Source organism: Intrasporangium sp. (assembly GCF_035688975.1).
Classification (GTDB): domain Bacteria; phylum Actinomycetota; class Actinomycetes; order Actinomycetales; family Dermatophilaceae; genus CALMNV01.
Genome location: NZ_DASSMH010000115.1, coordinates 1 through 26154, shown reverse-complemented (window position 1 = coordinate 26154; position 26154 = coordinate 1). Strand labels below are relative to the sequence as shown.

Annotated in this window: 27 protein-coding genes, 2 tRNA genes and 1 pseudogene; 14 read left to right on the top strand and 16 right to left on the bottom strand. The window is 73.2% G+C overall.

Features of this window, described 5'->3' with window-relative positions; translation table 11 throughout:
* Positions 1 to 2: 2 nt before the first annotated feature.
* A complete protein-coding gene (locus tag VFJ94_RS12075) occupies positions 3 to 1739 on the bottom strand; it encodes a DAK2 domain-containing protein (RefSeq protein WP_325004459.1) in 1737 nt (578 codons plus the stop codon).
* 287 nt (positions 1740 to 2026) lie between these two features.
* Here VFJ94_RS12075 and rpmB point away from each other — a divergent pair, with 287 nt between their 5' ends.
* Complete coding sequence (gene rpmB, locus VFJ94_RS12070) at positions 2027 to 2215, top strand: 50S ribosomal protein L28 (protein ID WP_325004458.1); 189 nt, start codon at positions 2027 to 2029, stop codon at positions 2213 to 2215.
* 109 nt (positions 2216 to 2324) lie between these two features.
* On the opposite strand, the gene thiL is transcribed toward rpmB, so the two are convergent.
* On the bottom strand, positions 2325 to 3323 hold the full coding sequence (gene thiL, locus VFJ94_RS12065; RefSeq protein WP_325004457.1) for a thiamine-phosphate kinase: 999 nt from the start codon (positions 3321 to 3323) through the stop codon (positions 2325 to 2327).
* A 130-nt stretch (positions 3324 to 3453) separates the two neighbouring features.
* On the opposite strand from thiL, the gene VFJ94_RS12060 reads away from it, so the two are divergent.
* Positions 3454 to 3687 carry an Lrp/AsnC ligand binding domain-containing protein gene (locus tag VFJ94_RS12060; RefSeq protein WP_325004456.1) on the top strand — a complete coding sequence of 78 codons (234 nt, stop codon included), beginning with the start codon at positions 3454 to 3456 and terminating at the stop codon, positions 3685 to 3687.
* A gap of 47 nt (positions 3688 to 3734) precedes the next feature.
* Positions 3735 to 4130, top strand: a complete 396-nt coding sequence (locus VFJ94_RS12055) for a DUF3515 family protein (protein WP_325004455.1) — start codon at positions 3735 to 3737, stop codon at positions 4128 to 4130.
* Here VFJ94_RS12055 and VFJ94_RS12050 read toward each other — a convergent pair.
* A complete protein-coding gene (locus VFJ94_RS12050; protein ID WP_325004454.1) occupies positions 4127 to 5254 on the bottom strand; it encodes a D-alanine--D-alanine ligase family protein in 1128 nt (375 codons plus the stop codon). The genes VFJ94_RS12055 and VFJ94_RS12050 overlap by 4 nt on opposite strands.
* A gap of 50 nt (positions 5255 to 5304) precedes the next feature.
* On the opposite strand from VFJ94_RS12050, the gene VFJ94_RS12045 reads away from it, so the two are divergent.
* Positions 5305 to 6417 carry a trans-sulfuration enzyme family protein gene (locus VFJ94_RS12045; protein WP_325004453.1) on the top strand — a complete coding sequence of 371 codons (1113 nt, stop codon included), beginning with the start codon at positions 5305 to 5307 and terminating at the stop codon, positions 6415 to 6417.
* Here VFJ94_RS12045 and VFJ94_RS12040 read toward each other — a convergent pair.
* Positions 6398 to 7396: an NAD(P)H-dependent glycerol-3-phosphate dehydrogenase gene (locus VFJ94_RS12040; RefSeq protein ID WP_325004452.1), complete on the bottom strand. Its 999-nt coding sequence runs from the start codon at positions 7394 to 7396 to the stop codon at positions 6398 to 6400. The genes VFJ94_RS12045 and VFJ94_RS12040 overlap by 20 nt on opposite strands.
* Complete coding sequence (locus VFJ94_RS12035) at positions 7393 to 8343, bottom strand: lysophospholipid acyltransferase family protein (protein WP_325004451.1); 951 nt, start codon at positions 8341 to 8343, stop codon at positions 7393 to 7395. Before VFJ94_RS12035 ends, VFJ94_RS12040 begins: the two co-directional genes overlap by 4 nt.
* On the opposite strand from VFJ94_RS12035, the gene cofC reads away from it, so the two are divergent.
* A complete protein-coding gene (gene cofC / locus VFJ94_RS12030; protein WP_325004450.1) occupies positions 8342 to 9238 on the top strand; it encodes a 2-phospho-L-lactate guanylyltransferase in 897 nt (298 codons plus the stop codon). The two genes, VFJ94_RS12035 and cofC, sit on opposite strands and share 2 nt — an antisense overlap.
* A 17-nt stretch (positions 9239 to 9255) precedes the next feature.
* On the opposite strand, the gene VFJ94_RS12025 is transcribed toward cofC, so the two are convergent.
* From VFJ94_RS12025 to leuC, 3 genes are all read right to left on the bottom strand, one after another.
* Complete coding sequence (locus VFJ94_RS12025; RefSeq protein ID WP_325004449.1) at positions 9256 to 10026, bottom strand: HU family DNA-binding protein; 771 nt, start codon at positions 10024 to 10026, stop codon at positions 9256 to 9258.
* Between the two features lie 244 nt (positions 10027 to 10270).
* Positions 10271 to 10864 (bottom strand): 3-isopropylmalate dehydratase small subunit, encoded by a 594-nt coding sequence (leuD, locus tag VFJ94_RS12020; RefSeq protein WP_325004448.1) that lies wholly within the window; start codon positions 10862 to 10864, stop codon positions 10271 to 10273.
* 3 nt (positions 10865 to 10867) lie between these two features.
* Positions 10868 to 12283: a 3-isopropylmalate dehydratase large subunit gene (leuC, locus tag VFJ94_RS12015; RefSeq protein WP_325004447.1), complete on the bottom strand. Its 1416-nt coding sequence runs from the start codon at positions 12281 to 12283 to the stop codon at positions 10868 to 10870.
* Between the two features lie 137 nt (positions 12284 to 12420).
* Here leuC and VFJ94_RS12010 point away from each other — a divergent pair, with 137 nt between their 5' ends.
* The 3 genes from VFJ94_RS12010 (at position 12421) to fgd (ending at position 15330) form a co-directional block, all read left to right on the top strand.
* Positions 12421 to 13167, top strand: coding sequence for an IclR family transcriptional regulator (locus tag VFJ94_RS12010; RefSeq protein WP_325004446.1), 747 nt, complete (start codon positions 12421 to 12423; stop codon positions 13165 to 13167).
* Positions 13168 to 13600: 433 nt separating this feature from the next.
* Positions 13601 to 14278 carry a L,D-transpeptidase family protein gene (locus tag VFJ94_RS12005; RefSeq protein WP_325004445.1) on the top strand — a complete coding sequence of 226 codons (678 nt, stop codon included), beginning with the start codon at positions 13601 to 13603 and terminating at the stop codon, positions 14276 to 14278.
* Positions 14279 to 14322: 44 nt separating this feature from the next.
* A complete protein-coding gene (fgd, locus tag VFJ94_RS12000) occupies positions 14323 to 15330 on the top strand; it encodes a glucose-6-phosphate dehydrogenase (coenzyme-F420) (RefSeq protein ID WP_325004444.1) in 1008 nt (335 codons plus the stop codon).
* Between the two features lie 67 nt (positions 15331 to 15397).
* Here fgd and VFJ94_RS11995 read toward each other — a convergent pair.
* Both VFJ94_RS11995 and VFJ94_RS11990 read right to left on the bottom strand, forming a co-directional pair.
* A tRNA-Glu gene (locus tag VFJ94_RS11995) sits at positions 15398 to 15473 on the bottom strand.
* Positions 15474 to 15561: 88 nt separating this feature from the next.
* Positions 15562 to 15636 (bottom strand) — tRNA-Gln (locus VFJ94_RS11990).
* A gap of 130 nt (positions 15637 to 15766) precedes the next feature.
* Here VFJ94_RS11990 and VFJ94_RS16550 point away from each other — a divergent pair.
* Positions 15767 to 16858 (top strand): annotated as a pseudogene (locus tag VFJ94_RS16550) (glycosyltransferase); the annotation flags it as partial.
* A gap of 69 nt (positions 16859 to 16927) precedes the next feature.
* Here VFJ94_RS16550 and VFJ94_RS11985 read toward each other — a convergent pair.
* The 4 genes from VFJ94_RS11985 to VFJ94_RS11970 form a co-directional block, all read right to left on the bottom strand.
* Complete coding sequence (locus tag VFJ94_RS11985; RefSeq protein WP_325004443.1) at positions 16928 to 17584, bottom strand: GNAT family protein; 657 nt, start codon at positions 17582 to 17584, stop codon at positions 16928 to 16930.
* Positions 17571 to 19010 carry a glutamate--tRNA ligase gene (gltX, locus tag VFJ94_RS11980; RefSeq protein ID WP_414654606.1) on the bottom strand — a complete coding sequence of 480 codons (1440 nt, stop codon included), beginning with the start codon at positions 19008 to 19010 and terminating at the stop codon, positions 17571 to 17573. Before gltX ends, VFJ94_RS11985 begins: the two co-directional genes overlap by 14 nt.
* Before the next feature lie 206 nt (positions 19011 to 19216).
* On the bottom strand, positions 19217 to 19996 hold the full coding sequence (locus tag VFJ94_RS11975) for a fumarylacetoacetate hydrolase family protein (protein ID WP_325004442.1): 780 nt from the start codon (positions 19994 to 19996) through the stop codon (positions 19217 to 19219).
* 38 nt (positions 19997 to 20034) lie between these two features.
* The gene (locus tag VFJ94_RS11970; RefSeq protein ID WP_325004441.1) at positions 20035 to 20514 is read right to left on the bottom strand and encodes a VOC family protein; all 480 of its coding nucleotides are present in this window, start codon (positions 20512 to 20514) and stop codon (positions 20035 to 20037) included.
* Between the two features lie 69 nt (positions 20515 to 20583).
* Here VFJ94_RS11970 and VFJ94_RS11965 point away from each other — a divergent pair, with 69 nt between their 5' ends.
* Together VFJ94_RS11965 and VFJ94_RS11960 are read left to right on the top strand one after the other, a co-directional pair.
* Complete coding sequence (locus VFJ94_RS11965) at positions 20584 to 20967, top strand: ester cyclase (RefSeq protein ID WP_325004440.1); 384 nt, start codon at positions 20584 to 20586, stop codon at positions 20965 to 20967.
* A gap of 19 nt (positions 20968 to 20986) precedes the next feature.
* On the top strand, positions 20987 to 21868 hold the full coding sequence (locus VFJ94_RS11960) for a 3-methyladenine DNA glycosylase (RefSeq protein ID WP_325004439.1): 882 nt from the start codon (positions 20987 to 20989) through the stop codon (positions 21866 to 21868).
* Here the strand turns inward: VFJ94_RS11960 and VFJ94_RS11955 are convergent.
* Both VFJ94_RS11955 and VFJ94_RS11950 read right to left on the bottom strand, forming a co-directional pair.
* A complete protein-coding gene (locus VFJ94_RS11955; RefSeq protein WP_325004438.1) occupies positions 21835 to 22233 on the bottom strand; it encodes a VOC family protein in 399 nt (132 codons plus the stop codon). The genes VFJ94_RS11960 and VFJ94_RS11955 overlap by 34 nt on opposite strands.
* 217 nt (positions 22234 to 22450) lie before the next feature.
* Positions 22451 to 23008, bottom strand: a complete 558-nt coding sequence (locus VFJ94_RS11950; protein WP_325004437.1) for a TetR family transcriptional regulator — start codon at positions 23006 to 23008, stop codon at positions 22451 to 22453.
* 122 nt (positions 23009 to 23130) lie between these two features.
* Between VFJ94_RS11950 and bioB the strand changes: the two genes are divergently transcribed.
* From bioB to VFJ94_RS11935, 3 genes are all read left to right on the top strand, one after another.
* Positions 23131 to 24204, top strand: coding sequence for a biotin synthase BioB (gene bioB, locus VFJ94_RS11945; RefSeq protein WP_325004436.1), 1074 nt, complete (start codon positions 23131 to 23133; stop codon positions 24202 to 24204).
* Entirely contained in the window at positions 24197 to 25525 is a 1329-nt protein-coding gene (gene bioA / locus VFJ94_RS11940) for an adenosylmethionine--8-amino-7-oxononanoate transaminase (RefSeq protein WP_325004435.1), read from the top strand. The genes bioB and bioA overlap by 8 nt, the downstream gene beginning before the upstream one ends.
* Positions 25522 to 26154: aminotransferase class I/II-fold pyridoxal phosphate-dependent enzyme (locus VFJ94_RS11935; protein WP_325004434.1), on the top strand; the 633-nt coding region annotated here is incomplete at its 3' end. The genes bioA and VFJ94_RS11935, both read left to right, overlap by 4 nt.

Sequence of the window (26154 nt, the reverse complement as noted above, 5' to 3'; positions counted from 1 at the left end):
CCTCACTCGACCCCGAGCAGCACCGGGTACACGGTCTGCCCGCCGTCGATGCGCGCCACCTCGAGGTCCGGGCGCTGCCGGCGCGCGGCACGGGCGATGGCGTCGAGCAGCGCGTCGGTCGCGTCCTCGCCTCGGAGCACGGTGAGCAGCTCTCCCCCGCTCGACAGCAGCCGTGACACGACCTCGACCGCGACCGCCTCCTGGTCGGAGCCGACGAGCACGATGTCGCCGTCGACGATGCCGAGGGCGTCGCCGGGGGCGCACGGCCCGCCGCTTGTCATGGCCCTACGGTCGGCCACCGTCACGGCGCCGTGCCGGGTCGCGGAGGCCGCGGACTGCATGGCGAGCACGTTGGCCGCCACCGGGCTGCACGGGTCGAACACGGCGATGGCGGCGATGCCCTGCACGGCGGTGCGCGCTCGCACGACGTGCGCCTCGATGCCCTCGTCGGCCACCGCGCGCGCGGCGGCGGCCGCCGACAACGCGGTGTCGTCGTCGTTGGGCAGGACGACGACCCCGGAGACCCCCGAGGCATGCTGCTCACGGATGGCGGCGATGAGCTGGCCGGTGGACGCCCGGCGTCGGGGCCCCGAGGGCACGACGACCGCACCGGCCTCGCGGAAGACGTCGGCGAGACCTGCCCCGGCGGCGCAGGCGACGACCCCTGACGTGCTGACCGGTGCCGCAGGGCGCGGGGCCGACGCCGGGGGGTGGTCACCGTCGCCGAGCAGGGTCGTGATGCGGATCCGGTGCGGCCGCCCGGCCTCGACGCCCGCCTCGACCGCGGCACCCGGGTCGTCGACGTGGGCGTGGACGTTCCACAACCCGTCGCCACCGACCACGAGCACGGAGTCACCGAGCGCGACCAGGCGGGCGCGCAGCGCCTGGACGGCCTCGTCGGTGGAGTCGGCGAGCAGGTACATGACCTCGTACTCCGGGCCGGGCCGCGCCGCACCAGTCGCGTCGTCGGCCGCGTCCTCGGCCGCGGGGGCCGGCCGGGCGGTCATCGGCCGGGCGCCCACGGGCACGGGGAAGTGGGGGCGCCGGCCGGGGAGGCGCAGCCGGAGGACGGCCTGCGCGTCGTCGCCGGCGCAGAGCCGCTCGAGGCACTCGAAGACGACGACGAGGCCGGCCCCGCCGGCGTCGACGACTCCGGCCCGGGCGAGGACCGCCAGCTGCTCCGGGGTGCGCGCGAGCGCGTCACGGGCGGCGTCGAGCGCCGCCGCGGACACGGCATACAGTCCCTCGTCGACGTGCGCGACGGCAGCTTCCGCGGCGGCGCGCGAGACCGACAGGATGGTGCCTTCCTTCGGCTCGCTCACTCCCTCCCAGGCCCGCGCGTCGGCGCGTTGCAGCCCGCGCGCCAGCACTGCCGCGTCGACGGTCGACGCCCCGCCGCACCCCTCAGCCAGTCCCCGCACGAACTGGCTGAGGATGACACCCGAGTTGCCGCGGGCAGTCCACAGCAGGCTGGCGGCGAACCCGGACAGCTGGTCCGCCGCGCTCAGCGCACCCGCCGCGCCCTCGGCCTCGGCGGCGAGGGCGCGCTCGACCGCGCCGTCGACGGTGAGGTAGAGGTTCGTGCCGGTGTCGCCGTCGGGCACGGGGAAGACGTTGAGGGCGTCGATCTCGGCGCGGCGTGCGGCGAGGGCCGACCTCACGAGGACGGCGAGCCGTCGCACGGCCGGGACGTCGAGGACCGTGAGCACGTCCTCCGGGCTCGGCACCGGGCCTGACATCGGCGTCCCTCCTGACATCGTTTCCGCAGGCTAACGCCTGGCGCCCACAGCGGCACCGACAGCGGCACCGACAGCGGCACCGACAGCGGCACCGACTCCGACCCCGACACCCGTGTGGCATCCGACGCTGCCCGTCGTCGAGCGCCGCGCCGTTTTGTCGTTCCCGGCGCTCGTCGGCTACGCTGACCCGGTTCCCCTCTTCTGGCGGCGGCTGGCCCATGCCGTGGTGCCGCGTGGGCGGGGCGCCAGCACTCTTTCTCATTCCCGAGTTTTCCAGGAGAACCCCTGTGGCTGCCAACTGCGACGTCTGCGGCAAGGGACCGAGCTTCGGTCACAACATCTCGCACTCGCACCGCCGCACGAAGCGCCGCTGGAACCCCAACATCCAGCGCGTTCGCACCCTCGTCGGCGGGGTGACCCCCAAGCGCGTCAACGTGTGCACCTCGTGCCTCAAGGCCGGCAAGGTCGCCCGCTGACCCGCTCCACGCGACACCCTTCGAAGGCCGGTCCCGTCGGGGCCGGCCTTCGGCGTATGCCGCCCGGCTGTCCTGCCGGGGCGTGCCGCCGCCGGCGGAGCCGCGCGGGTCATCCGCCCCCGGGGGCGGGGCGGAAATGGTCCCACCCGCTGCTCTGCTGAGGCCGGCCGCCGAGGAGGACGCCCGGCGTCTGTCCTGCCCCCGCCGCACGGACGACGCCGATGCGGCGCCAGCCCCCCGGCATACGACCCGGAAAGGTGGCGAGGAGGGAGTGCTCCTCCCCACCGCCCAGGACGCACGCGCGCGCGGCGGAGGGGCCAAGCGCCGGCACGAGGGCGTCGACGTCTGCCGCGATCGCTGTCGGGTCGAGGTCGAGGACGACCCCGCTCGCCCGCGCGAGGCGGCCCCCGTCGCGCAGCAGCCCGTCGGAGATGTCGAGCATGGCGCTGGCGCCGGCCTCGGCCGCCTCCGGGCCGGCGGCCAGGGGGGCGTGCGGGCGCCGCTGCCGCGCGACGGCCTCCGGGTGCAGCTCGGGCGTGCCCGCCTGCAGCAGCCGCAGGCCTGCCGCCGCCAGGCCGAGCGAGCCGCGGACCGCGACGACGTCGCCGGGGTGGGCACCCGAGCGCAGCACCGGCTCGCCCGCGAGACGCCCCAGCGCCGTCACCGAGACCATGACGACACCCGCCGGGGCCGAGGACAGGTCGCCGCCCAGCACTCCCACGTCCGCGGCGCGGCAGGCCTGCGCCACCCCTCGCGCATGGTCCAGGACCCAGTCGAGCCCGATGGCGGGGTCGGCCACGAGGGTGAGCAGGACGCCCGTGGGGCGCCCTCCCATGGCCGCGACGTCGGCGAGGTTCTGGGTGACCACCTTGTGCCCGACGTCGGCCCCGGAGGACCACTCGTCGAGCCAGTCGCGGCCGAGCACGACGGTGTCGGTGGTGGCGATGGTGCGGTCCGCGGTGCGCACGACGGCCGCGTCGTCGCCCGGGGGGACGACCAGGCCCGCGCTGCCGGGCAGGAGGGGCAGGACGCGGGCGAGGATCTCCTCCTCGTCCAGCTCCCACAACGGGACTCCGCCGGTCAGCGGCGGACCGGGCCGCAGCTGCACGGCGGGCACCTCCATCAGGGCTCGGGGGACGGAACGTCCCGACGCACGGTAGCGTCAGGCACGGCCGGGCCAACACCCCGGCCGGAGCCCCAAGCAGACGACACCCCCCGTCGAGACAATGAGGTGACCCGTGGTCCAGGCCTACATCCTGATCCAGACCGAGGTCGGCAAGGCCGCCAGCGTGGCGGAGCAGATCGCCGGCATCGAGGGGGTGACCCTGGCCGAGGACGTGACCGGACCCTACGACGTCATCGCGCGAGTGGAGGCCGCCAACGTCGACGACCTGGGCCGCCTCGTCATCGCCAAGCTGCAGGAAGTGCCCGGCATCACCCGGACCCTCACCTGCACGATCGTCCACGTCTGAGCACGGCCTCCTGGCGGCCCCTCGTCGCGGCGGCCCTCGCGCTCGCGGTGACGTCGGCGTGCTCGCGCGCGGTCGAGGTCGCCGTCCCCTCCGGGGCGGACGTGCCCGTATGCCGGGCGCCGGCGTGGCCCGCGGCCGTCGGCGGCCGGGGGCGGGTGGAGACCACCCCGGCCTCCGCCGCGGTGGCCGCGTGGGGTGACCCGGCCATCGTCGCGCGGTGCGGCCTCGCGCCCCTGGGGCCGACCTCGGACCCCTGCGTCACCGTCGACGGCGTGGACTGGGTCGTCCGCGCGCTCAGCGACGGCTCCGCAGCCACGACGTATGGCCGCGACCCGGCGCTCGAGGTGCTCGTGCCTGCGGCCTACGGCCCTGCCCCGCTGCTCCTGCCGGCCTTCAGCCAAGCCGCCCGGAGGCTGCCGGCCACGAGCCGACACTGCCTCTAGCGCAGCCCGGTGCGCCGCTCGAGGGCGAGGGAGACGAGCTCGTCGATGAGGTCGGGGTAGGCCAGGCCCGACGCGGCCCACATCTTCGGATACATCGAGTGCGGCGTGAAGCCCGGCATGGTGTTGATCTCGTTGATGAGCACCCGCCCGTCGTCGGCCCAGAAGCAGTCGACCCGCGCCAGCCCCTCGCAGCCGAGCGACTCGAAGGCCTCGGCGGCGAGGCGCCGGACCTCCTTCGAGACCTGCTCCGGCACGTCGGCCGGGCAGCAGAGGTCGACGTCGGCCTCGGCGAGGTATTTCGCCTCGAAGTCGTAGAAGGCGTGGTTGTCGTGCACGGCCACCTCGGCCACCTCCGACGTGCGGGGGCCGGCGGTGCCGTGGCCCTGCAGCACCGCGCACTCGATCTCGCGACCGGAGATGCCCTCCTCCACGATGACCTTGGGGTCGTGCTCGCGGGCGGCCTCGATGGCGGCCTCGAGGTCCGCGGGGTCCTCGACGCGCGTGATGCCCATCGACGACCCGGCGCGGGTGGGCTTGACGAAGAGCGGGTAGCGAAGCGCGGAGCAGGCGTCCATCGCGGCGCCGCGGTCGGTGCGCCAGGCGCGGTCGGTGATCACGGCATACGGCCCGATGGGCAGCCCGTGCCCGGCGAAGACCACCTTCATGTAGTGCTTGTCCATGCCGACGGCGGAGGCGAGCACGCCGGAGCCGACGTAGCGCACGTCCGACAGGTCGAGGAAGCCCTGCAGCGTGCCGTCCTCGCCGAAGGGGCCGTGCAGCAGCGGGAAGACGACGTCGACCTCCCCGAGGCTGCGGGGTGGCTGACCGGGCTCGAGGACGGTGAGGCGCGTCTCCCGGGTGCTGAGCGGCAGGACGACCGAGGCGCCCCCCGGCGCGACCTCCGGAGTGTGGCCGGGGGCGAGGTCGAGGCGCTGCGGCTCGTCGGCGGCGAGCACCCACTGGCCGTCCCGCGTGATGCCGATGGGGACGACGTCGTACTTGTCCCGGTCGATGGCACGCAGCACGCCGGCGGCCGTGGCGCACGAGACGGCGTGCTCGGAGGACCGGCCACCGAAGACGATGGCGACGCGAGGGCGCCCGGGCGGCTGCTGTTCGGTGGTCATCACGGGGGACTCTATCCCGGCGCGCCGACCCGCCCTCGTAGGCTGGCGCGGTGAGCGACGACCCCGGGCCGCACCTCTCGCCGACCGACGTGCACGTCGACAGCTACCTCGTGGGCGCGGGCCGGCCCGCCCGGCAGCCGGGTGCCTCGGTCAACCCGGCGGTGGAGCTCACCTCGACGTATGCCGCGGACGGCCCGGTCAACTACGCCCGCGTGGGCAACCCCACGTGGACGGCCTTCGAGGAGGTGCTCGGCGGGCTCGAGGGTGGCCGGGCACTGGTGCACGCCTCGGGGATGGGAGCCATCTCGGCGGCGCTCTCCCTCGTCCCGCCCGCCGGCACGGTGCTCGCGCCGGACCAGACCTACAACGGCACGTGGGACCTGCTCACCGCCTTCGAGGCGTCGGGCGGCACGGTCCTGCGGCGGCACGCCACCGACACCGCCGGCTTCCTCGACGACCTCGCACGGGCCGACCTCGTCTGGCTCGAGTCGCCGACGAATCCGCTCATGGACGTCATCGACCTGCCGGTGGTGCTCGGCGCCGCCCGCGAGCGCGGCGTCCCGAGCGTCGTCGACAACACGCTGCCCACCCCGCTCCTGTGCCGCCCGCTCACCCTGGGGGCCGACGTCGTCGTGCACTCGGTGACGAAGTACCTCGCGGGGCACTCTGACGTCGTCCTCGGCGCGACCGTCGTGGGCACCGACGCGCGGGGGCAGGCGATCGGCGAGCGGCTGCGGCTGCACCGCACCCTGCATGGGGCGATCGCCGGCCCTCTGGAGGTCTACCTGGCACTGCGGGGCCTGCGGACCCTCGCCCTGCGTTTCGAGCGCGCCTCGGCGAGCGCTGCCGAGCTCGCGCGTCGCCTCGCGGACCACGCCTTCGTAGAGCGGGTGCGTTACCCGGGGTCCGGCGCCATGCTCGCGATCGACGTGGCGGGTGACGCCGCCGCTGCCGAGCGGGTGTGCGCCGCCACCACGCTGTGGCTGCACTCGACGAGCCTCGGCGGGGTCGAGTCCCAGCTCGAGCGGCGGCGGCGCCACCCCTCGGAGCCGCTCGGCGTGCCGGAGAACCTGCTGCGCCTGTCCGTGGGCATCGAGCACGTCGAGGACCTCTGGCGCGACCTCGACCGCGCGCTGTGCGAGGTCAGTGCTTCTCGGCCTTGAGGTCGCGGGACATGAGCTTGCCCGCCACATCGCTCGCCGGCATCCCGTCGCGGACCACCGCGACGACCTGCTCGACGATCGGCACCTCCACGCCGTGGTGCTGGGCGAGGAGGAGGATCGACTCACAGGACTTGACCCCCTCGGCGGTCTGCTTGGTCGTCGCGACGACGTCCTGGACCGCCATGCCGGATCCGAGGCGCACCCCGAAGGAGTGGTTGCGCGACAACGGCGACATGCACGTGGCGATGAGGTCACCGACGCCCGCGAGGCCGAGGAAGGTGCGCGGGTCCGCGCCGAGCGCGAGGCCCAGGCGCGTGGTCTCGGCGAGCCCCCGGGTGATGATCGTCGCCTTGGTGTTGTCTCCGAAGCCGAGGCCCTCGGCCATGCCGACGGCGAGCGCCACGACGTTCTTCGTGGCCCCGCAGAGTTCCGTGCCGACCACGTCGGTGTCGGTGTAGGGGCGGAAGGAGGGCGTCGCGCACGCGAGGGCGACCAGTTCAGCGGTCTGGGGGTCGACGCACGCGACGACGCTGCCAGCGGGCTGGCGGGCGGCGATCTCCTTCGCGAGGTTGGGGCCCGACACCACGACGATGCGGTGCGGGTCGACGCCGCCCACCTCGGCGATGACCTCGCTCATTCGCTTCGTCGTGCCGAGCTCGACACCCTTGAGCAGCGACACGACCGCCGAGTCGCGGGGGATGGCGCCACCCCACGCGGCGAGGTTGGGGCGCAGCGTCTGTGACGGCACCGCGATGACGACGATGTCGCTGCCCTCGCACGCGCTCGCGGGATCCGTGGTGGCGGTGACGACCGGTGGCAGGTCCAGGTCTGGCAGGTAGTCGAGGTTGCGTCCGGAGTTGATCTGGTCGGCCACCTCCTGCCTCCGGGCCCACATGCGCACCGTGCACCCCGCGTCGGCGAGGATCGAGGCGAAGGCCGTGCCCCAGCTGCCCGTCCCCATGACGGCAACTCTCGTCATGGGCGCTCGTCCTCGGCGTCCGGGCTTGTCGGTTCGGCGAGTTCGCCGACGTCCGGGATTTCACCGACGTCCGGGATCTCACCGGGGTCGGCGACCCCGGCGGCCTCGATGCCTCCACGCGCCGAAGGGTCGAACCGCTCGGGAGGCGCCGGTTCCCCGCGAAGCTCGGCCAGCTGGGCGGTGATCCGGTCCATGAGCCGGTCCGTCGCGATGCGCAGCACCCGCGCGTCGATGGGCAGGCCATAGAGGTCGCTGAGGTCCACGGCCGGGCCGGCGGACATCCGGATCGTCTTGCGTGGCAGCAGCCGGAGCCGGCGGCCGTAGGGCTCGAGGATGTCCTGGGCTCCCCATTGGGCCACTGGGATGAGCGGGCACTGCGTCTCGAGCGCCACGCGGGCGGCGCCCGTCTTGCCCCGCATGGGCCACAGGTCGGGGTCCCGGGTGATCGTGCCCTCTGGGAAGATCGCCACCGCCTTGCCGGCGCCGACCGCGGCCACGGCGGCGCGGTAGGCCCCAGCCGCACCGGCGGTGTTGCGGTAGACGGGAATCTGGCCGGCCCGCTTGAGGATCACGCCGACGAGCGGGATGCGGAAGAGGCTGTCCTTGGCGAGGAAGTACGGCGGACGGCCGCTGTCGTAGAGGAAGTGCGCAAAGACGAGGGGGTCGGCATACGACACGTGGTTCGGGGAGACCACGCAGCCGCCCTGCGCGGGCAGGCTTTCGACGCCACGCCAGTCGCGCCTCGTCACGAGGAGGAGCAGCGGACGCAGCAGGAACGCCACGGCTCGATAGGCCAGGGGCAAGCGCTGTGCGCGCGACCTGCTCACGTCGAGGACCTCCTGGTGCCGGACGGCACGGTCGCGATAACAGCCGGACGCCTCATCTTGTCCACCGCATGGCCCGGTGTCGAGCAGGCGGGCGGCGGGTGCGAGAGTTGGCGCCAGCATGAGCGCCTCCTCCAGCCCCAGCCGCCCGTGGTGGGTTGTCGTGCCGGTCAAGGACGCCCGAGTCGGCAAGTCGCGACTGGCCGCGGCCGCGGGCCCGGACCGCGAGCGGCTCACCAGGGCGATCGCCGACGACACGGTGCGCGCCGCCGCCTCCGTCGTGGGGGCGCAGCGCCTCGTCCTCGTCACCGCGGACCGGCCGCTCGCCACGTCGTGGGCGGCCGCCGGGGCAATCGTCGTGGACGATCCCGGCCGCGGGCTCAACGAGGCGATCTCGGCGGCCTTGGGTTCCCTGGCCCTCCCCGGGCCGTATGCCGCACTCCTCGGCGATCTCCCCGCGCTGCGTCCAGCTGACCTGGCGGCCGCCCTGGTCGCGGCGGAACAGCACGAGCAGTCCTTCGTGCCCGACGCGGACGGGACCGGCACCGTCCTGCGCTGCGGACGGTCGTTCGTCCCTCGTTTCGGCGTGGGGAGCGCGGCCGCCCACGCCGCCGACGGTGCGGCGCGTCTCGACCTCGACCTCCCGCGACTGCGCACCGACGTCGACGACGAGCAGTCGCTGGCCGCAGCGGTGCGGCTCGGGCTGGGTCCCGCCACGCGCTCGGCCCTCGATGCGGTCGTCGGGGGCGTCCTCGAGGCGCCGGTCACCGAGCCGGTCGCGACGACAGCCACTAGATTTCGCCACATGCAGGCGACCGTCCACCGCTACGACGAAGGCACCGGCACGGGGAGCGTGCTGCGCGACGACGGCAGCGAGCTGCCCTTCGACGCAGAGGCCCTCGCCGGCAGTGGGCTGCGCCTGCTCCGACCCGGTCAGCGCGTCACCATCGACGTCAGCGCCGACCGGGTCACCGCCCTGCACATCGTGGGCATCGGCGAGGGCCAACAGATCCGCTGAACCCGCTGGCGCTGCTCTCAGCGCCCGGCGGCGGCCTTGCGGGTGCTGGCCTTCTTGGCTGTGGCGCCCGACGAGGCCGCCTTCGTCGCGGTCTTGCGCGGCGCGCTGCCGGTCGAGGCCGGGGCGCCCGCCGTGGATGCGGACGTGCTCGCCGCCCGCTTGCTCGCTGCCGCGCTCCTCGGCGTCGTCGATCGGGCGGCGGACGTGCCGCTCGTCGCCGCGGCGACACCGCCAGACCGCTTCGTGGCCGTCTTGGCGGGCGTGCTCTTCGCGGCCTTGGTCGCAGCCGTCTTGGTCGCAGCGGCCTTGGTGGCAGCCGTCTTGGTGGCAGCCGCCTTGGTGGCAGCGGTCTTGGTGGCAGCGGTCTTGGTGGCAGCCGTCTTGGTCGCAGCGGTCTTGGTCGCAGCGGTCTTGGTCGCCGCCGTCTTCACAGCCGGTGTGGCCGCCGAACCGGCGCGCGCGGCGGAGCCGGCGGTCGCCCGGCTTGCGGCGAGCTCGTTCTTGCCGAGCTTCTTGGCGCCGGAGACGACCTCCTTGAAGTTGGTGCCCGGGCGGAACTTCGGGACCCGGGTCTTCTTGATCTTCACGGACACACCGGTCTTCGGGTTTCGTCCCGTCCGGGCCCGACGGTCGGCCCGCTCGAAGGTGCCGAAGCCGGTGATGCCGACCTTGCCTCCCCGCGCCACCTCCCGGATGACGACGTCGAGCAAGGCGTCCAGCGCATCGGTCGCGGCCCGCTTGTTTCCGAGTTTCGCCTCAAGAGCATCGATCAGTTCGGCCTTGTTCACGTCTTCCCCTCCAGTGGACTGTCGGGTTGGACGACCCGACGGTGGGTCCGGAAAGATCCGGTTCGTCTCCGACGTTAGGACGCCAGCGGCCCCTCGTCCATCACCCGGCGGACCCTTTTCATTGTGTCGCAATGACTTTCCACTGGGTCCGCGGGCTCATGACGGCTCACCGGAAACGGCCCACCACGGCGCCAGTGCCGGTCGCCAGAGATGCAATCCCTTGCGGCACAAGGGATTCCGGGCGTCAGGAAGGGGTCGTGACCGGCTTGTGCGACGGGCGGGTGGCCTCGTAGGCGGTGACCGCGTCCTCGTGGCGCAACGTCAGGCCGATGTCATCGAGGCCCTCGAGCAGCCGCCAACGGGTGTAGTCGTCGACGTCGAAGGGCGCGACGATCTCACCGGCGGTCACGGTCCGGGACACCAGGTCGACGGTCACCTCGGCCCCCGGGTTGTTCTCGAGGTACTTCCAGAGCAGCTCGACGTCGTCCTGGGACACGACGCCGGTGAGCAGGCCCTGCTTGCCGCTGTTGCCGCGGAAGATGTCGGCGAAGCGGGAGGAGATGACGACGCGGAAGCCGTAGTTCATCAGCGCCCACACGGCGTGCTCGCGGCTCGAGCCTGTGCCGAAGTCCGGGCCGGCCACGAGGACCGAGCCGGCGGCATACCGCGGGTTGTTGAGGACGAAGGAGGGGTCCTTGCGCCAAGCGGCGAAGAGCCCGTCCTCGAAGCCGCTGCGCGTCACGCGCTTGAGGTACTCCGCCGGGATGATCTGGTCGGTGTCGACGTTGCTGCGGCGCAGCGGCACGCCGATGCCGGTGTGGGTCTGGAACGGTTCCATGGCTCAGGCCTCCTGGTGCACGCGCGAGGTGAGGTCGGCGGGGGCGGCGAGCGTGCCCCGGACCGCGGTCGCCGCCGCCACCAGCGGGCTGACGAGGTGGGTGCGCCCGCCCTTGCCCTGACGCCCCTCGAAGTTGCGGTTCGACGTCGAGGCGCTGCGCTCACCCGGCGCCAGCGTGTCGGGGTTCATGCCGAGGCACATCGAGCACCCTGCCAGCCGCCACTCGGCCCCCGCGTCGCGGAAGACCTGGTCGAGCCCCTCGGCCTCTGCCTGGAGACGGACCCTGGCGGATCCGGGCACGACGAGCATCCGCACCCCCTCGGCGACGTGGTGTCCCCGGACGACGGCCGCGGCGGCACGCAGGTCCTCGATGCGTCCGTTGGTGCACGAGCCGATGAAGACCGTGTCGACCTTGATGTCGCGCAGTCGGGTCCCCGGCTCGAGGCCCATGTAGGCGAGGGCGTTCGCGGCGGCGAGACGCTCGCTCTCGTCGGCGAAGGACTCCGGGTCGGGCACGCTCGCGTCGAGCGGAAGGCCCTGTCCCGGGTTGGTGCCCCACGTGACGAAGGGCGTGAGGCTGGAGGCGTCGATGTCGACCTCGGCGTCGAAGACGGCGTCGTCGTCGCTGCGCAGCGTGCGCCACTCCTTCACGGCGGCGTCCCAGTCGGCGCCGTGAGGAGCGTGCGGGCGACCGGCGAGGTAGTCGAAGGTGACGTCGTCGGGGGCGATCATGCCGGCGCGCGCACCGGCCTCGATGGACATGTTGCAGACCGTCATCCGCGCCTCCATCGACAGGGCCTCGATGGCCTCGCCGCGGTACTCGATGACGTAGCCCTGGCCACCGGCCGTGCCGATCTGGGCGATGAGCGCGAGGATGATGTCCTTGGCGGTCACCCCGTCGGCGAGTCGGCCACGCACGTTGACGGCGAGCGTCCGGAAGGGCTTGAGCGGCAGCGTCTGGGTGGCGAGGACATGCTCCACCTCGGACGTGCCGATGCCGAAGGCCAGGGCACCGAACGCGCCATGCGTCGAGGTGTGGCTGTCGCCGCAGACGACCGTCATGCCCGGCTGGGTGAGCCCGAGCTGGGGGCCGACCACGTGCACGATGCCCTGCTCGGCGTCGCCCATGGGATAGAGGCGCACACCGAACTCCTCGCAGTTGCGCCGGAGCGTCTCCACCTGCACCTTGGAGACCGGGTCCGTGATCGGCCCCGGCGTCGTGGGCACGTTGTGGTCCTCGGTGGCGAGGGTCAGGTCGGGACGCCGGACCGGCCGCCCGGCGAGTCGCAGGCCGTCGAAGGCCTGCGGGCTCGTCACCTCGTGGAGGAGGTGGAGGTCGATGTAGAGCAGATCCGGCTCACCCTCGGCACGGCGCACGACGTGTGCGTCCCACACCTTCTCGGCAAGAGTGCCTGCCATGTCCATCCTCCGCTGTCGCTGGTGGCCGGCGCGCGGACGGGCCAGCGCTCCTCCGCGACGTCGCTTCCTCCCCAGCGTGGACCTTTTGTTCCACGCCCGGATTGACGTCTCAGTGCCTGAGACGTCAATATCATTGCATGGACAACTCTAGTGGAGTCGGCGTCCTCGACAAGGCCGCCACCGTGCTCGGCGCGCTCGAGGCCGGTCCAGCGACCCTCGCGCAGCTCGTAGGGGCCACCGGCTTGGCCCGGCCCACCGCGCACCGCCTCGCGGTGGCCCTCGAGCACCACCGCCTCGTCTCGCGGGACATGCAGGGCCGGTTCGTTCTCGGCCCGCGCCTCGGTGAGCTCGCCTCGGCCGCGGGTGAGGACCGGCTGCTCGCCGCCGCCGGGCCGGTCCTCGGGGCGCTGCGCGACCACACGAACGAGAGCGCTCAGCTCTTCCGGCGCCAGGGCGACCAGCGCATCTGCGTCGCCGCGGCCGAGCGGCCGGTCGGTCTGCGCGACTCCATCCCCGTCGGCGCCACCCTGTCGATGCTGGCCGGCTCGGCGGCGCAGGTCCTGCTCGCCTGGGAGGAGCCGGACCGGCTGCACCGCGGCCTGCAGGGCGCGGCCTTCACCGCGACCGCCCTCTCCGGGGTGCGGCGCCGCGGCTGGGCACAGAGCGTCGCGGAGCGGGAGCCGGGCGTCGCGTCGGTCTCCGCCCCCGTGCGGGGACCGTCCGGCCGGGTCGTCGCGGCGGTGTCGATCTCGGGCCCGATCGAGCGGCTCTCGCGCCAACCGGGTCGCCTGCACGCCGCGACGGTGGTCGCCGGCGCGAACAAGCTCACCGAGGTGCTGCGCCGGCACCACGCGATGCAGCAACAGCAGCAGCCCTCCTCCTGACCGCTCCGCTGTCCGCCTTCGGCGAACGTCAACGCGCGGGACACGCTCGCGCGTCACCATGGCAGGACAGCACCGCACGGCCGGAGGGAGCACCATGGCGCAGGAGGCGGGTCTCGCGAGCGAACGTCGCAGGTGGCCAGCGGCCGTGGGTGCGGGCCTGGTGACCGTCCTCGCGGCGGCCTGCACCTCCGTCCCCGCCGGGTCCACGGCACCGACCGTCGTGCCGACCGCTGGCGCCCCTGCCACCTCCCCGGACACGACGTCGCCGAACGCCGTGTCGCCGACGACGCCGGCCTCGTCCACGGCCTCGGCTCGGAGCAGCCGGCCCACGTCCGGCAACGCCGGCGGGGTCCCACGCGCCGCCTCGTCCGCCCCCCGTCCTGCGGCGGACGCAGCCGCTACCACGCCCGCAGCTCGAGCTCCCAAGGCCGCCATGACCGCACGCAGGGCCGCGCCGGCCGTGCTCCTGCGGGCGGGCGACACCGGCGCCGCGGTCCGGGGGCTGCAGGCCCGGCTGCGCCAGATCGGCTGGTGGGAGGGCGACGTCACGGGCTCCTACGGCTCCCGCACGACGAGCGCCGTGGCGGGCTTCCAGGGCCGGCGCGGCCTGTCCGCGACGGGCACGTTCGACGTGCAGACGAGGGCCCGGCTCGTCGCCATGACGCGCCTGCCGACGGCCGACGAGCTGGCCAACGTGCGGCCCCGACCGGTGCCCAAGCCGGCCGCCGCCGCGCGCTGGGACGTCGACGCGCGTTGCCTCACGGGTCGCGCCGTGTGCGTCAGCAAGGGGACCAACACGCTCACGTGGGTCGTCGACGGCATACCTCAGTACTCGATGGACGTGCGGTTCGGCAGTGACGAGCTGCCGACCCGCGAGGGCGTCTTCGCCATCTCGTGGAAGAAGAAGGACGTCATCTCGACGATCTACCACACGCCCATGCCCTACTCCATGTTCTTCAGCGGGGGCCAGGCGGTGCACTACTCGTCCAACTTCGCCCGCCTCGGCTACGCCGGCGCCTCGCACGGGTGCGTCAACGTCCGCAGCTGGGCCGGCATCACGCGGCTCTACGCCGAGACGCGGGTCGGGGACAGGGTCGTCGTCCACTGGTGACCCGGCTCTAGGCTGGCCGCACCACCACGACGAAGGAGACGCGCGTGCTCAAGATCGGCTGGAAGGCGTCAGCGGAGCAGTTCGGCCCTCGGGAGCTGCTGGAGTATGCCGTGCAGGCGGAGCAGTGCGGGCTCGACTCGGTCTTCATCTCGGACCACTTCCAGCCGTGGCGGCACCAAGCGGGACATGCCCCCTTCGCCATGTCGTGGCTGGCCGCCGCCGGCGAGCGCACCGCGAGGGTGCAGCTCGGGACCTCCGTGATGACGCCGACCTTCCGCTACAACCCGGCGGTCGTCGCCCAGGCCTTCGGGACCCTCGGGGCCCTGCACCCCGGGCGGATCGTCCTCGGGATCGGCACGGGCGAGGCGCTCAACGAGGTGGCCGTCGGCGCGGCCGGCTCGCCGTGGCCCGAGTTCAAGGAGCGCTTCGCCCGGCTGCGTGAGTCCGTGACCCTGATGCGCCGGCTGTGGACCGAGGAGCGGGTGACCTTCGAGGGCACCTACTTCCGCACCCACGACGCGACGGTGTACGACCGTCCCGACGAGCCCATCCCGGTCTACGTGGCGGCCGGGGGACCCCTGGTCGCGCGGTATGCCGGTCGGTCCGGAGACGGCTTCATCTGCACCTCAGGCAAGGGCCGCGCGCTCTACGAGGACAAGCTGCTGCCCGCCGTCGACGAGGGGCTCGAGAAGTCGGGCCGCACGCGCGAGCAGCTCGACCGGATGATCGAGATCAAGCTGTCCTATGACCGCGACCCGGACACCGCCCTCACCAACTGCCGGTTCTGGGCGCCGCTGTCCCTCACGGCCGAGCAGAAGCACGGCGTGGACGACCCGGTCGAGATGGAGCGCCTCGCGGACGAGCTGAGCGACGAGCAGGTCGCCAAGCGCTGGATCGTCACGAGCGACCCCGAGCACGCCGCGGCGGAGATCAAGCAGTATGTCGACTGGGGCTTCAACCACCTCGTGGTGCATGCCCCCGGCGCCGACCAGGGACGGTTCCTCGAGCAGTTCCGCCAGGACGTGCTGCCCCGGCTGCGAGCCTTGGGCTGACAGCCTCCGGCAGTCGGCCGCCACACGCAGCAAGGCCCGGACCGCGACGGCCCGGGCCTTGCGCACGTGGTAGCCCCGACGGGATTCGAACCCGCGCTACCGCCTTGAGAGGGCGGCGTGCTAGGCCGCTACACAACGGGGCCACGTGGCGGCCGAGCGAGGCTCGGCACAACGGAGAGAACCTTACCGCGAGGCGGGGCTTTCTCCGAATCGGCCCACCGGGGCGGACCGTGGCTGGGGTACCAGGACTCGAACCTAGAATGACGGAACCAGAAACCGTAGTGTTGCCAATTACACCATACCCCAAGGGGTTTCCCGCTGAGCGCGTCGAGGACGGGCGTCGGGGGGAACCGAAGGGAAATACTACCGGCCCACCCGCACTCGCCCAAATCCCGTATGCCGCTCACGCCGGCCCGGTCGGAACCATACTGAAGGCATGACCCCGGGACGGGTCCTCATGGCCGTCATCGACGGGGGCGGGACGCTTCCGCCCAACATGGGGCTCGCCGCCGAGCTCGTGCGCCGCGGCCACGCGGTGTGCGTGCTGGGCGACCCCACCGTCGAGGCGTCCGCTCGGGCGGCCGGGTGCGCGTTCCTGCCGTGGCGATCGGCGCCGCACGTCGACTCCGTGGCGGAGCAGACCGCCCTCATCGCGGATCTCGACCGAGGGTCGCCGCGGCGGCAGCTCACGACCATCAAGGAGCGGTTGCTCTTCGGGCCGGCCGCGCTCTTCGCGCGGGAGGTGCTCGATGCGGTGGAGTCGCACCGGCCCGGCCTCCTCGCCGTCGAGGCCGCGGTTCCCGGCATCCTCGTGGGCGCGGAGGCCAGCGGGCTGCCCACCGCCGCGCTCATGCCCAACATCTACCTGCGGCCCACGCCCGGGCTGCCGATCATGGGCACGGGGTGGCGTCCTCCCGCGGGAGCGCTCGGCAGGGCCAGGGACTCCGTGGCGAGGGCGGCTCTGCGCCGCGGCTTGGCCGGCTCGCTCCCCCGGCTCAACTCGACGCGGGCGGCGTTCGGGCTGCCTGCCGTGGGCGACCTCTTCGAGTCGCTCGACCGGTGTGCCCGGGTGCTCGTGCTGACAAGCCCCTCGTTCGACTTCGCGACACCCGCGCTGCCACCCAACGTGCGCTACGTCGGTCCGCAGCTGGACGACCCGGACTGGGCCACCAGCTCCGGAGCGCAGTGGCGGCCGCCCGGTGAGGCTCCCCTCGTGCTCGTCTCGCTCAGCTCGGTCTACCAGGACCAGCTGGGGGCGCTTCGCCGGATCAGTGCCGCCGTCGGCGGCCTGCCCGTGCGAGCCGTCATCACGACCGGGCGTGCGGTCGACCCCGCCGACGTGCCGGCCGCACCTCATGTCCGCGTCCTGCAGGCCGCCCCGCACCGCGAGGTCCTCGCGGACGCGGCGGCGGTCGTCACGCATGCCGGGCACGGCAGCGTGCTGAAGTCGCTCAGCGCCGGCGTGCCGCTGGTGTGCCTGCCCATGGGACGTGACCAACGTGACAACACCGTGCGGGCGGTCCGCCTCGGAGCCGCGGTGCCGCCGACGAGGTCGAGGGACTGCTGGGTCGGTGACCGGCAGGGCAGCGAGGACCGCTCAGGCGGACCCGAGCCCAAAGAGCGGCAGGCACACCTCGGCTCCCTCCACGGCCACGCCCTCCCCGGCGCGGCGGGCGAGCCAGTCAGACCGCTCGAGGCGCAGCAGCTGGAGCACCTCCGGACCGTCTCCGAGGGGTGCGGTGCCGACGTCGCGGTAGCCGAGCGCGTGGGACACCCCGAGCGAGGCGGCGTTGCCGAGGACCGCCGAGCTGACCGCAGCCCTGGCGCCGAGCGGGCCGAAGGCGAGGGCGAGCACTGCCTGCCGCATCTGCCTGCCGACGCCGCGGCCGCGCACCGCCGGGACGAGCCACGAGGCGGAGTCCACCGTTCGCCGCGTCGGAAACGCAGACCCCTCGAGCCACTGGACGCCCACGACCTCGCCGCGGAGGCGGACCACGAAGGGCAGCTTCCACTCCAGCGGCGACCAGGTGCCCATCGCCCGCCAGTAGGACTGGACGAGCACGGCCGAGCGGTTGGCGCGGTCGTCGAGGGCGGCATACCGCGTCGCGGCAGGATCCTGGCCCACGTCGTCCGGGAGGAGCGCGCAGAGGGTTGCCAGGTCCGCCTCGGTCATGACCTGCAGCCGCAGCTGCGCGGTGCGCAGGCGCAGCCCCCGCAACGGCCAGATCGTCGCCAGGGCGTCAGACCGACCCACGCAGCGACCGGAGGCGACGAAGGGTGGAGGCCTTGCCGAGAATCTCCATGGACTCGAAGAGGGGCGGCGAGATCCGGGCCCCGGAGACGGCGGTGCGCAGGGGGCCGAAGGCGAGCCGCGGCTTGATGCCGAGCCCCTCCACGATGGACGCGCGCAGGGCCGCCTCGATGGCCGGCGCGCTCCATCCGCTGCCCGTGCCGAGCAGGCCCAGCCCGCGGTCGTCCAGGTCGTCGAGCACAGCCAGGGCGGCGTCGAGCACCTGCCCGGCGTCGGCCTTGAGCAGGGCGCGCGCGTCGTCGTCGATCTGCAGCTCCTCGTCGGGCACGAAGAAGGGCCGCACGAGGGCCGGCGCCTCCGTGAGGAGGGCGATCCGGGTCTGGATGAGCTCGGCGATGAGCTTCAGCCGACCGAGCTCGCCGAGCGACGGCGAACCGCTGAGCACCCCCTCGGCCTCGAGGTAGGGCAGCAGCCGCGAGGCGAACTCCCCCACCGGCAGCGCCCGGATGTAGACACCGTTCAGCCACTCGAGCTTCTTGAGGTCGAAGATCGGCCCGATGGGGTTGACCTTGGACCAGTCGAAGGTCGCGCTGAACTCCTCGAACGTGAACACCTCGACGTCGTTGCCCTCGGCGTCCTGCTGCGGCGGGTAGGCAAGCAGGGCAAGGAAGTTCACGAGCGCCTCGGGCAGGTAGCCCTGCTCGCGGAACCATGTCAGCCGGGCAGCCGGGTTCTTGCGCTTGGAGATCTTGGACTTGTCGGTGTTGCGCAGGAGCGGCATATGGGCGAAGGCCGGTGGCTCGAGGCCGAGCCAGCGGTAGAGCAGGATGTGCTTGGGGGTCGAGCTGATCCACTCCTCCCCGCGCACGACGTGGGTGATGCCCATCTCGTGGTCGTCCACGACGACGGCGAGGTGGTAGGTCGGGAAGCCGTCGGCCTTGAGGATGACCTGGTCGTCGGGCCGGGGCGCGGAGACCTTGCCCCGGATGACGTCGTCGAAGACGAGGGGCACGTCGTCGGGGATGAGCATGCGCACGACCGGGGTCTCGGAGAAGCCCGGCAGGGCCGCCCTTTCCTCGCGGGTCTTGCCATGACAGAGCCGGTCGTAGCCGGTGGGCTGCTTGGTCTTCTGCTGGATCTCGCGCATCTCGGCGAGGCGCTCCGTGGAGCACCAGCAGTGGTAGGCGTGGCCCTCGGCGAGGAGCCGCTCGACGTAGGGGCGGTAGGTGTCGAGCCGCTCGGACTGCCGGTAGGGCGCGAACGGTCCGCCGATGTCGGGTCCCTCGTCCCAGTGCAGGCCGAGCCACGCGAGCGTGTCGTAGAGCTGGCGCTCACTGTCCTCGCGGAACCGCACCCGGTCGGTGTCCTCGACCCGGAGGACGAACTGGCCGCCCTGCTGGCGCACGTAGGCCAGGTTGAAGAGCGACATGTATGCCGTGCCGACATGCGGGTCGCCCGTCGGCGACGGGGCGACTCGCGCCCGCACCGGGCCCATGCCGTCGGACGTTGACACCCGAGGCGACGCCGCCGCCTGCACCTGCACCTGGTCCGAGCCCGACGGCATACTCCACGGGTCGTTGACGGGCGGACGGGAGTGCGCGGTGGTGTCGCTCATAGTGCCGACAACCCTAGTGCTCAGCGGCGGACGAACGTGTTGGTCAGGGAGCCGATGCCCTGGATCTCCACCGTCACCTGCTGGCCGGCCTCGACGAGCCCCACGCCGGCCGGGGTGCCGGTGAGGATGACGTCACCGGGCAGCAGGGTGAAGGCGGCCGAGGCGTGCTCGAGGATGGCGCCGATGCCGTGGACCATGTCGGCGGTCGTGCCGTCCTGCTTCACGACGCCGTCGAGCGTCGTGAGGATGGACAGGTCCGCGGTGTCGAGCTCGGTCTCGATCCACGGGCCGAGCGGGCAGGAGGTGTCGAAGCCCTTGGCCCGGGCCCACTGGCCGTCGGTGCGCTGCCAGTCGCGCGCGGTGACGTCGTTGGCGACCGTGTAGCCGTAGATGCACTCGGCCGCGTTCTCGGCCTTGACGCCCTTGGTGATGGTCTTGATGACGACGGCGAGCTCGCCCTCGTAGGAGACCTCGGTGCTGCCCGCGGGCAGCACCACCGGGTCGTAGGGGCCGACGACGGCGGTGTTGGGCTTGAAGAACATCAGCGGCAGCTCGGGGACCTCGCCCCCCATCTCCCTGGCGTGGTCGGCGTAGTTCTTGCCGATGGCCACGATCTTGGAGCGCGGGATCACCGGCGCGAGCAGCCGCACGTCCTCGAGCATCACCGGCCCCGCGCCGGAGGGCTGCAGGCCCACGTAGAGCGGGTCGCCGGCGAGGGGGGTGATCACCTCGGTGCCGGGGTCGCCCTGGACGATGCCGTATGCCGGGTCGTCCCCGGTCGTGTACCTCGCGATGCGCACTGCCGCAGCCTAACGACCCCTCCGCTCGGCGGCTCGGGTCACTCCCCCGCGCTCGCGCGGCGGATGGCCTCGAGGTCGAGCTTCTGCATCCCGAGCATGGCCTGGGTGGCCCGCTGGGCGGCCTCGGGCGTCGGGCCCGAGAGCAGCTCGAAGAGGCCGTCGGGGACGATCTGCCACGTGACCCCGAACCGGTCGGTGATCCAGCCGCAGGCCGTGGGGGTGCCGCCGTCGAGCAGGCCGTCCCAGTAGCGGTCGACCTCGGCCTGGTCGGTGCAGCCCACGAAGAACGACACCGCGTCGTTGAACGTGACGCGCGGCCCGCCGTTGAGGCCCATGAAGGGGTTCCCGGCGATGGTGAAGCTCGCGCTCATGAGCGAGCCCGGCGGCATACCCCCTGGCATGTCGGGTCCGTAGTGGGAGCGCGCGGTGACCTGGACGTCGCCGAAGACCCGGGCGTAGAACTCGAGTGCCTCCTCGAGCTGGTTGTCGAACCACAAGAACGGCGTGATCGCAGGCATCTGGTCTCCTTCGGGTTGTCGAGATCCTGACCGTAGCGCTCGACGCCGACAGGGGTGCCACCATGAGATGTGACCACCCGGGACCAGGTCCTCGACGCCTACGCGCAGTATCTCGCCCGGTGCAACGCGCACGATTTCGCCAGCGTTGCGTCGTTCATTCACGACCGGTGCCTCGTCAACGGCCGCGTGCGCACGTCGGCGGAGTACGTCAGCGATCTCGAAAAGGTGGGCGTCGCCTTTCCCGACTATCGGTGGGAGCTGCGGCGTGCCGTCTGGGAGGAGCCGTGGCTAGCGGTTCATCTCTGCGACACGGGCACCCACGGCGGAGCGTGGCAGGGCCGTCCCCCCACCGGTCGCACCGTCACGACTGACGAGTTCGCCATGTACCGGTTCGAGGCGGGACGCATCGCCGAGGTGGAGGTCACCGCCGACACCGGCCGGCTGCCGCGCTGACGCGGCGTACCCTGTCGCGGTGCGGGTTCTCGGGGCATCGGAGGCGGCCGCACGGGCCGCTGCGCACGAGGGCCGCGTGGACGCGGCCACGCGCGGCCACCTCGCGCGGCGGCGGAGCGGTGAGGCGCACCCCGTCGAGGACTTCCTCTTCACGTACTACCCCGTGAAGCCGAGCCAGCTCCGGCGCTGGCACCCGGGCGCCGGCACTGCCGTCGAGGGCGGCTTCCCGGCCGGCGAAGCCAGCCGGCGGTTCTATCGCGACGTGGGCGGCGCGACGACGCTGGACGTGGCCGCCTTCCTCGCCGCACGGGGGGACACGGTCCGGTTCGTCCGGCAGCTGCTGACCCAGACGGCCGGGCGCCCGGCGCGCTTCGGCTGCTTCGGGCTGCACGAGTGGGCCATGGTCTACCGCCTCGACGCGTCGCAGCTGCGCCACCCGCGCTGGGCTCTGCGGCTCGGACCCGAGGGCACGGACGCCGTCGTGGAGTCGCACCAGATCGTGTGCTCGCACTTCGACGCGGTCCGCTTCTTCACGCCGGCGGCGCGCCCGCGCAACGTCCTCTTGCCGACCCGCGAGACGCAGACGGCGATGGAGCAGCCGGGCTGCCTGCACGCCGGCATGGACCTTTACAAGTGGGCGTGCAAGCTGACCCCCGCGGTGCCGAGCGAGCTCGTCATGGACTGCTTCGAGCTCGCCCGCGACATCCGGGCGCTCGACATGCAGGCCTCTCCCTACGACCTGCGCCAGCTCGGCTACGAGCCGGTGCCGATCGAGACGGCCGAGGGCAAGGCGCAGTATGCCGCCCGCCAGCGCGAGTTCTCGGCACGCGGCCAGGCGCTGCGGCACAGGCTGCTCGCCGCGATCGATCAGCTGCTGTCACCGGTGGAGGTGTCCACGTAGAGGCAGAAGGGGTGGCCCGCGGGGTCGAGCAGCACCCGGACGTTTGCCTGCGGCTGGTGGGAGGCGACGCGGGCCCCCAGTGCCACCGCGTCGGCGACGGACGTCTCCAGGTCCTCGACCTCGACGTCGAGGTGCATCGTCATCCGCTGCTCTCCGGGGACCGGCGGCCACACCGGCGGCACGAAGCCGTCCGCGTGCTGGAAGGCCAGGTAGACGAAGCCGTCCGGCGGCGCCAGGACCACCCAGCCGGGCTCCTCCTTGGCCACCGGCCAGTCGAGCAGCCGGGAGTAGAAGTCGGCCAGCGCGTGGGCGTCCGGCGCTTCGAGCACCGTGCCCCACCACGGCTCCCTCGCTCGTCCTCGCACGCGTCCCAGCATGGCAAAGGGGCTCCTCGGCTGCCCGGGGAGCTGCGCCCCGATCCTCGGGCTGCGCTTGCGGTGAGGGACTGCTCGCAGGCGAGCATTCCCGGCCCGAAGGCGCAGCCCGCGACGCGGGCAGCAGCCCGGGCGAAGCGGCGGGGGCCCGCGGTGGTTCGCGAAGCGGCGCACCGCCGACCCGGGCATGATGAGGCCGCAGACGCCGTCAGGGTGGGGGCCTCAGGCCGTCGAGGATGACGTCGAGGCCCAGCTCGAAGGCGGCGAGGGCCCCCGGTCCAGCGTCCGCGACGGGTCCGGGGTCGGAAGCCGAGGCCTGGCGCCGGTTCTGCTCCGCGGTGACCGAGCCCAGGATGTGGTGGACGAGCAGCTGCGTCGCGGCGTCCAGTCGCGCCCCGGCGACGCCGAGCCGGCGCAGGAGCCGCGACAGCTCGCGCAACGGCTCGACGGAGCCCGGGTCCACGGCATACGCGAGGGCGACCACGTCGGCGGAGTCCGGCACCCGAAGCAGCGCGGCCCGGATGGCGACCGCCAGGGCACGCACCGCGGCGGCCGGGTCCTGGCTCTGCGGGGCGGCCACCCGCTGCCGCAGCAGGCGGTCGGCGACCTCGACGAGCAGCTCCTGCTTGCTCGCCACGTGCCAGTAGAGCGCCCCGGGCTGCACCCCGAGCTCCCGCGCCAGGCGTCGCATGGACAGGTCGGCGAGCCCGTAGCGGCTGAGCACCGCCACCGCGGTGTCGACGACCCGCTCTCGGCTCAGGGTCACCGACGGCTCCTCGGGCAGCTGGGTCCGGCGTGCGGGCGGGTCATTGACAGCCGAGCGTACCGAGCCGACATACTGAACGGCGTTCAAGTGAACGCCGTTGAATGCTGCCGCAAAGGAGCGCCATGACCCCCTTCGACCAGCTTGCCGACACCGTCCTGGGCGGCACGCCGGTGACCCCGGAGCAGGCGCTGGAGCTGCTGCGCCTCGACGACGCCGACGTGCTGCCGGCCGTGGCGGCCGCCGGGCGGCTCCGGCGCGAGCACTTCGGCAACACCGTCAAGGTCAACTACCTCGTCAACCTCAAGTCGGGCCTGTGCCCCGAGGACTGCGGCTACTGCTCACAGCGGCTGGGGTCCTCCGCGGAGATCCTCAAGTACAGCTGGCTCGGGACCGACGACGCCATCGAGGCCGCAGCGGCGGGCCTGCGCGGCGGGGCGAGCCGCGTGTGCCTGGTCTCCAGCGGCCGCGGGCCGACTGACCGCGACGTCGAGCGGGTGGCCGCCATGGTCGGCGCCCTCAAGGAGGAGCACCCGCAGGTCGAGGTCTGCGCCTGCCTCGGCCTGCTCAAGGACGGCCAGGCCGACCGGCTCCGCGAGGCCGGCGTCGACGCGTACAACCACAACCTCAACACCGCCGAGTCCCACCACGACACCATCGTCACGACCCACACCTACGCGGACCGCGTCGACACCGTGGAGAAGGTCAAGGCGGCCGGCATCTCGCCGTGCTCCGGCCTCATCGCGGGCCTCGGCGAGACCGACGAGCAGCTGGTCGAGGCGATGTTCGCGCTCCGGGCCCTGGGCTCGGACTCCATCCCGGTCAACTTCCTCATGCCCTTCGACGGCACTCCCCTCGCCGGCACCTGGGAGCTGACCCCGCTGCGCTGCCTCAAGATCCTCGTCGCGGCCCGGTTCATCTGCCCGGACAAGGAGATCCGCATCGCGGGTGGACGGGAGATGCACCTGCGCTCGCTCCAGGGACTCGCGCTGCACGTCGCCAACTCCATCTTCCTCGGGGACTACCTCACGTCCGAGGGCCAGGCGGCCGAGGCCGACCTGGCCCTCATCCGGGAGGGCGGCTTCGTCGTGCTCGGCTCGGACGACGACCTCGTGGCGGCCTCGGCGCCCGTTCCGCAGGCGACGGAGCCGTCCATCCGCCGCCGCGGCGCGGGCACCCCGGTCTCGCCCAATGCATGACCTGCTCAACCGGGACCGTGGGCTCGTGTGGCACCCCTACGCCCCGCTCGACGGACCGCTGCCGTATGCCGTCTCGGCCGCGTCGGGAGCCCGCCTGACGCTCGCGGGCCAGGACGGGATCTCGTGGGACGTGCTCGACGCGATGGCGTCGTGGTGGTGCGCGGTCCACGGATACCGCCACCCCGTGCTCGACGCGGCGGCGCGAGACCAGCTCGACCGGTTCAGCCACGTGATGTTCGGCGGCCTCACGCACGAGCCGGCCGTCGCGCTCGCGGAGCGGCTCACGGCGCTCAGCCCGGGCCGGATGGCCCACGTCTTCTTCGCCGACTCCGGCTCGGTGTCGGTCGAGGTCGCGCTGAAGCTGGCCGTGCAGTTCCAGGCTGCCTCCGGGCGCCCCCGGCGCCAGCGGTTCCTCACGGTGCGGGGCGGCTACCACGGCGACACCTTCGCCGCGATGAGCGTCTGCGACCCCGTCGACGGCATGCACTCGGCCTTCCCGGGCGTCCTGGCGCCACAGGTCTTCGCGCCCCGCCCGCCGGCCGCCCGCCTCGACGTCGAGGAGCAGACCGGTCAGGAGCGCTGGGAGACCGATCCCGTCGCCGTCGCGACCTGGGCAGCCGAGCTGCGCGACCTCGCCGCCCGGCACTCGGACGAGCTTGCCGCGATCATCGTCGAGCCGGTCCTCCAGGGCGCCGGAGGCATGCACGCCTACCACCCCGACTGCCTGCGCGCGATGCGCGACGTCGCGGACGAGCACGGGCTGCTCCTCGTGGTGGACGAGATCGCGACCGGCTTCGGGCGCACCGGGCGGCTCTTCGCCTCGGAGTGGGCCGACGTCGCTCCCGACGTCGTGTGCGTCGGCAAGGCCCTCACCGGGGGCTACGTCAGCCTGGCAGCCGTGCTGACGACCCGCGAGGTCGGTGCCGCCATCACGGGATCGGACTTCCGCGCCCTCTTGCACGGCCCGACGTTCATGGCGAACCCGCTCGCCTGCGCCGTCGCCCTGGCCTCCCTCGGACTCGTCGAAGCCGGCTGGAAGGAGCAGGTGGAGCGGGTCGGGCGGGGCCTGCGCACCCACCTCGCGGCCGCCCGCGGGCTCGGCTCGGTCCGCGACGTCCGCACGCTCGGAGCGGTGGGGGTGATCCAGCTCCGCGGGCCGGTTGACGTGCCTGCGGTGACCCGCGCCGCCCTCGAGCGGGGCGTGTGGGTGCGGCCCTTCCGCGACCTCGTCTACACGATGCCGCCCTACATCTGCACCGACGACGACGTGGCCGACCTCGGCACGGCCCTCGTCGGCGCGGTCGCGCAGGTGCACGGATGAACCGCCGGTGGCGGGACTGGTTCGGGGAGCGGGAGCAGCTGCGCGTCGAGCGAGGCGTCGTCCGCTCCGACCCGGTGCTGCGCGACGGCTTCTCACCGGGTCTGGTCGACCTGGCCTCCAACGACTACCTCGGCCTGTCGCGTGACGCGCGGGTGGTCGCCGCCGCCCGGGCGGCCCTCGAGGCGTGGGGCGCGTCCGCGTCGGCGTCCCGCGTCGTGACCGGCACCCTGCCCGTGCACCGGCAGCTGGAGGATGCCCTGTGCGAGCTGACGGGGCAGGAGACGGCGCTCGCCTTCTCCAGCGGGTATGCCGCCAACCTCGGGGTCCTCACCGCGCTCGCCGGGCGGGGGGCGCAGATCCTCCTCGACGAGCACGCGCACGCGTCCCTGCACGACGCGGCTCGCATGTCGCGGGCGCCCTACGCGACGTTCCGGCACTCCGACGCCGACGATCTCGACGCGCGCCTGGCGGAGCGGGCCGGGGAGCGCGTGATCGTGGCCGTGGAGTCGATCTACTCGGTGCTCGGCGACGCCGCGCCGCTGACCGCGCTCGTCGACGTGTGCGCCCGCCACGACGCGCTGCTCGTCGTCGACGAGGCACACGGGCTCGGCGTCGCCGGCCCGGGGCAC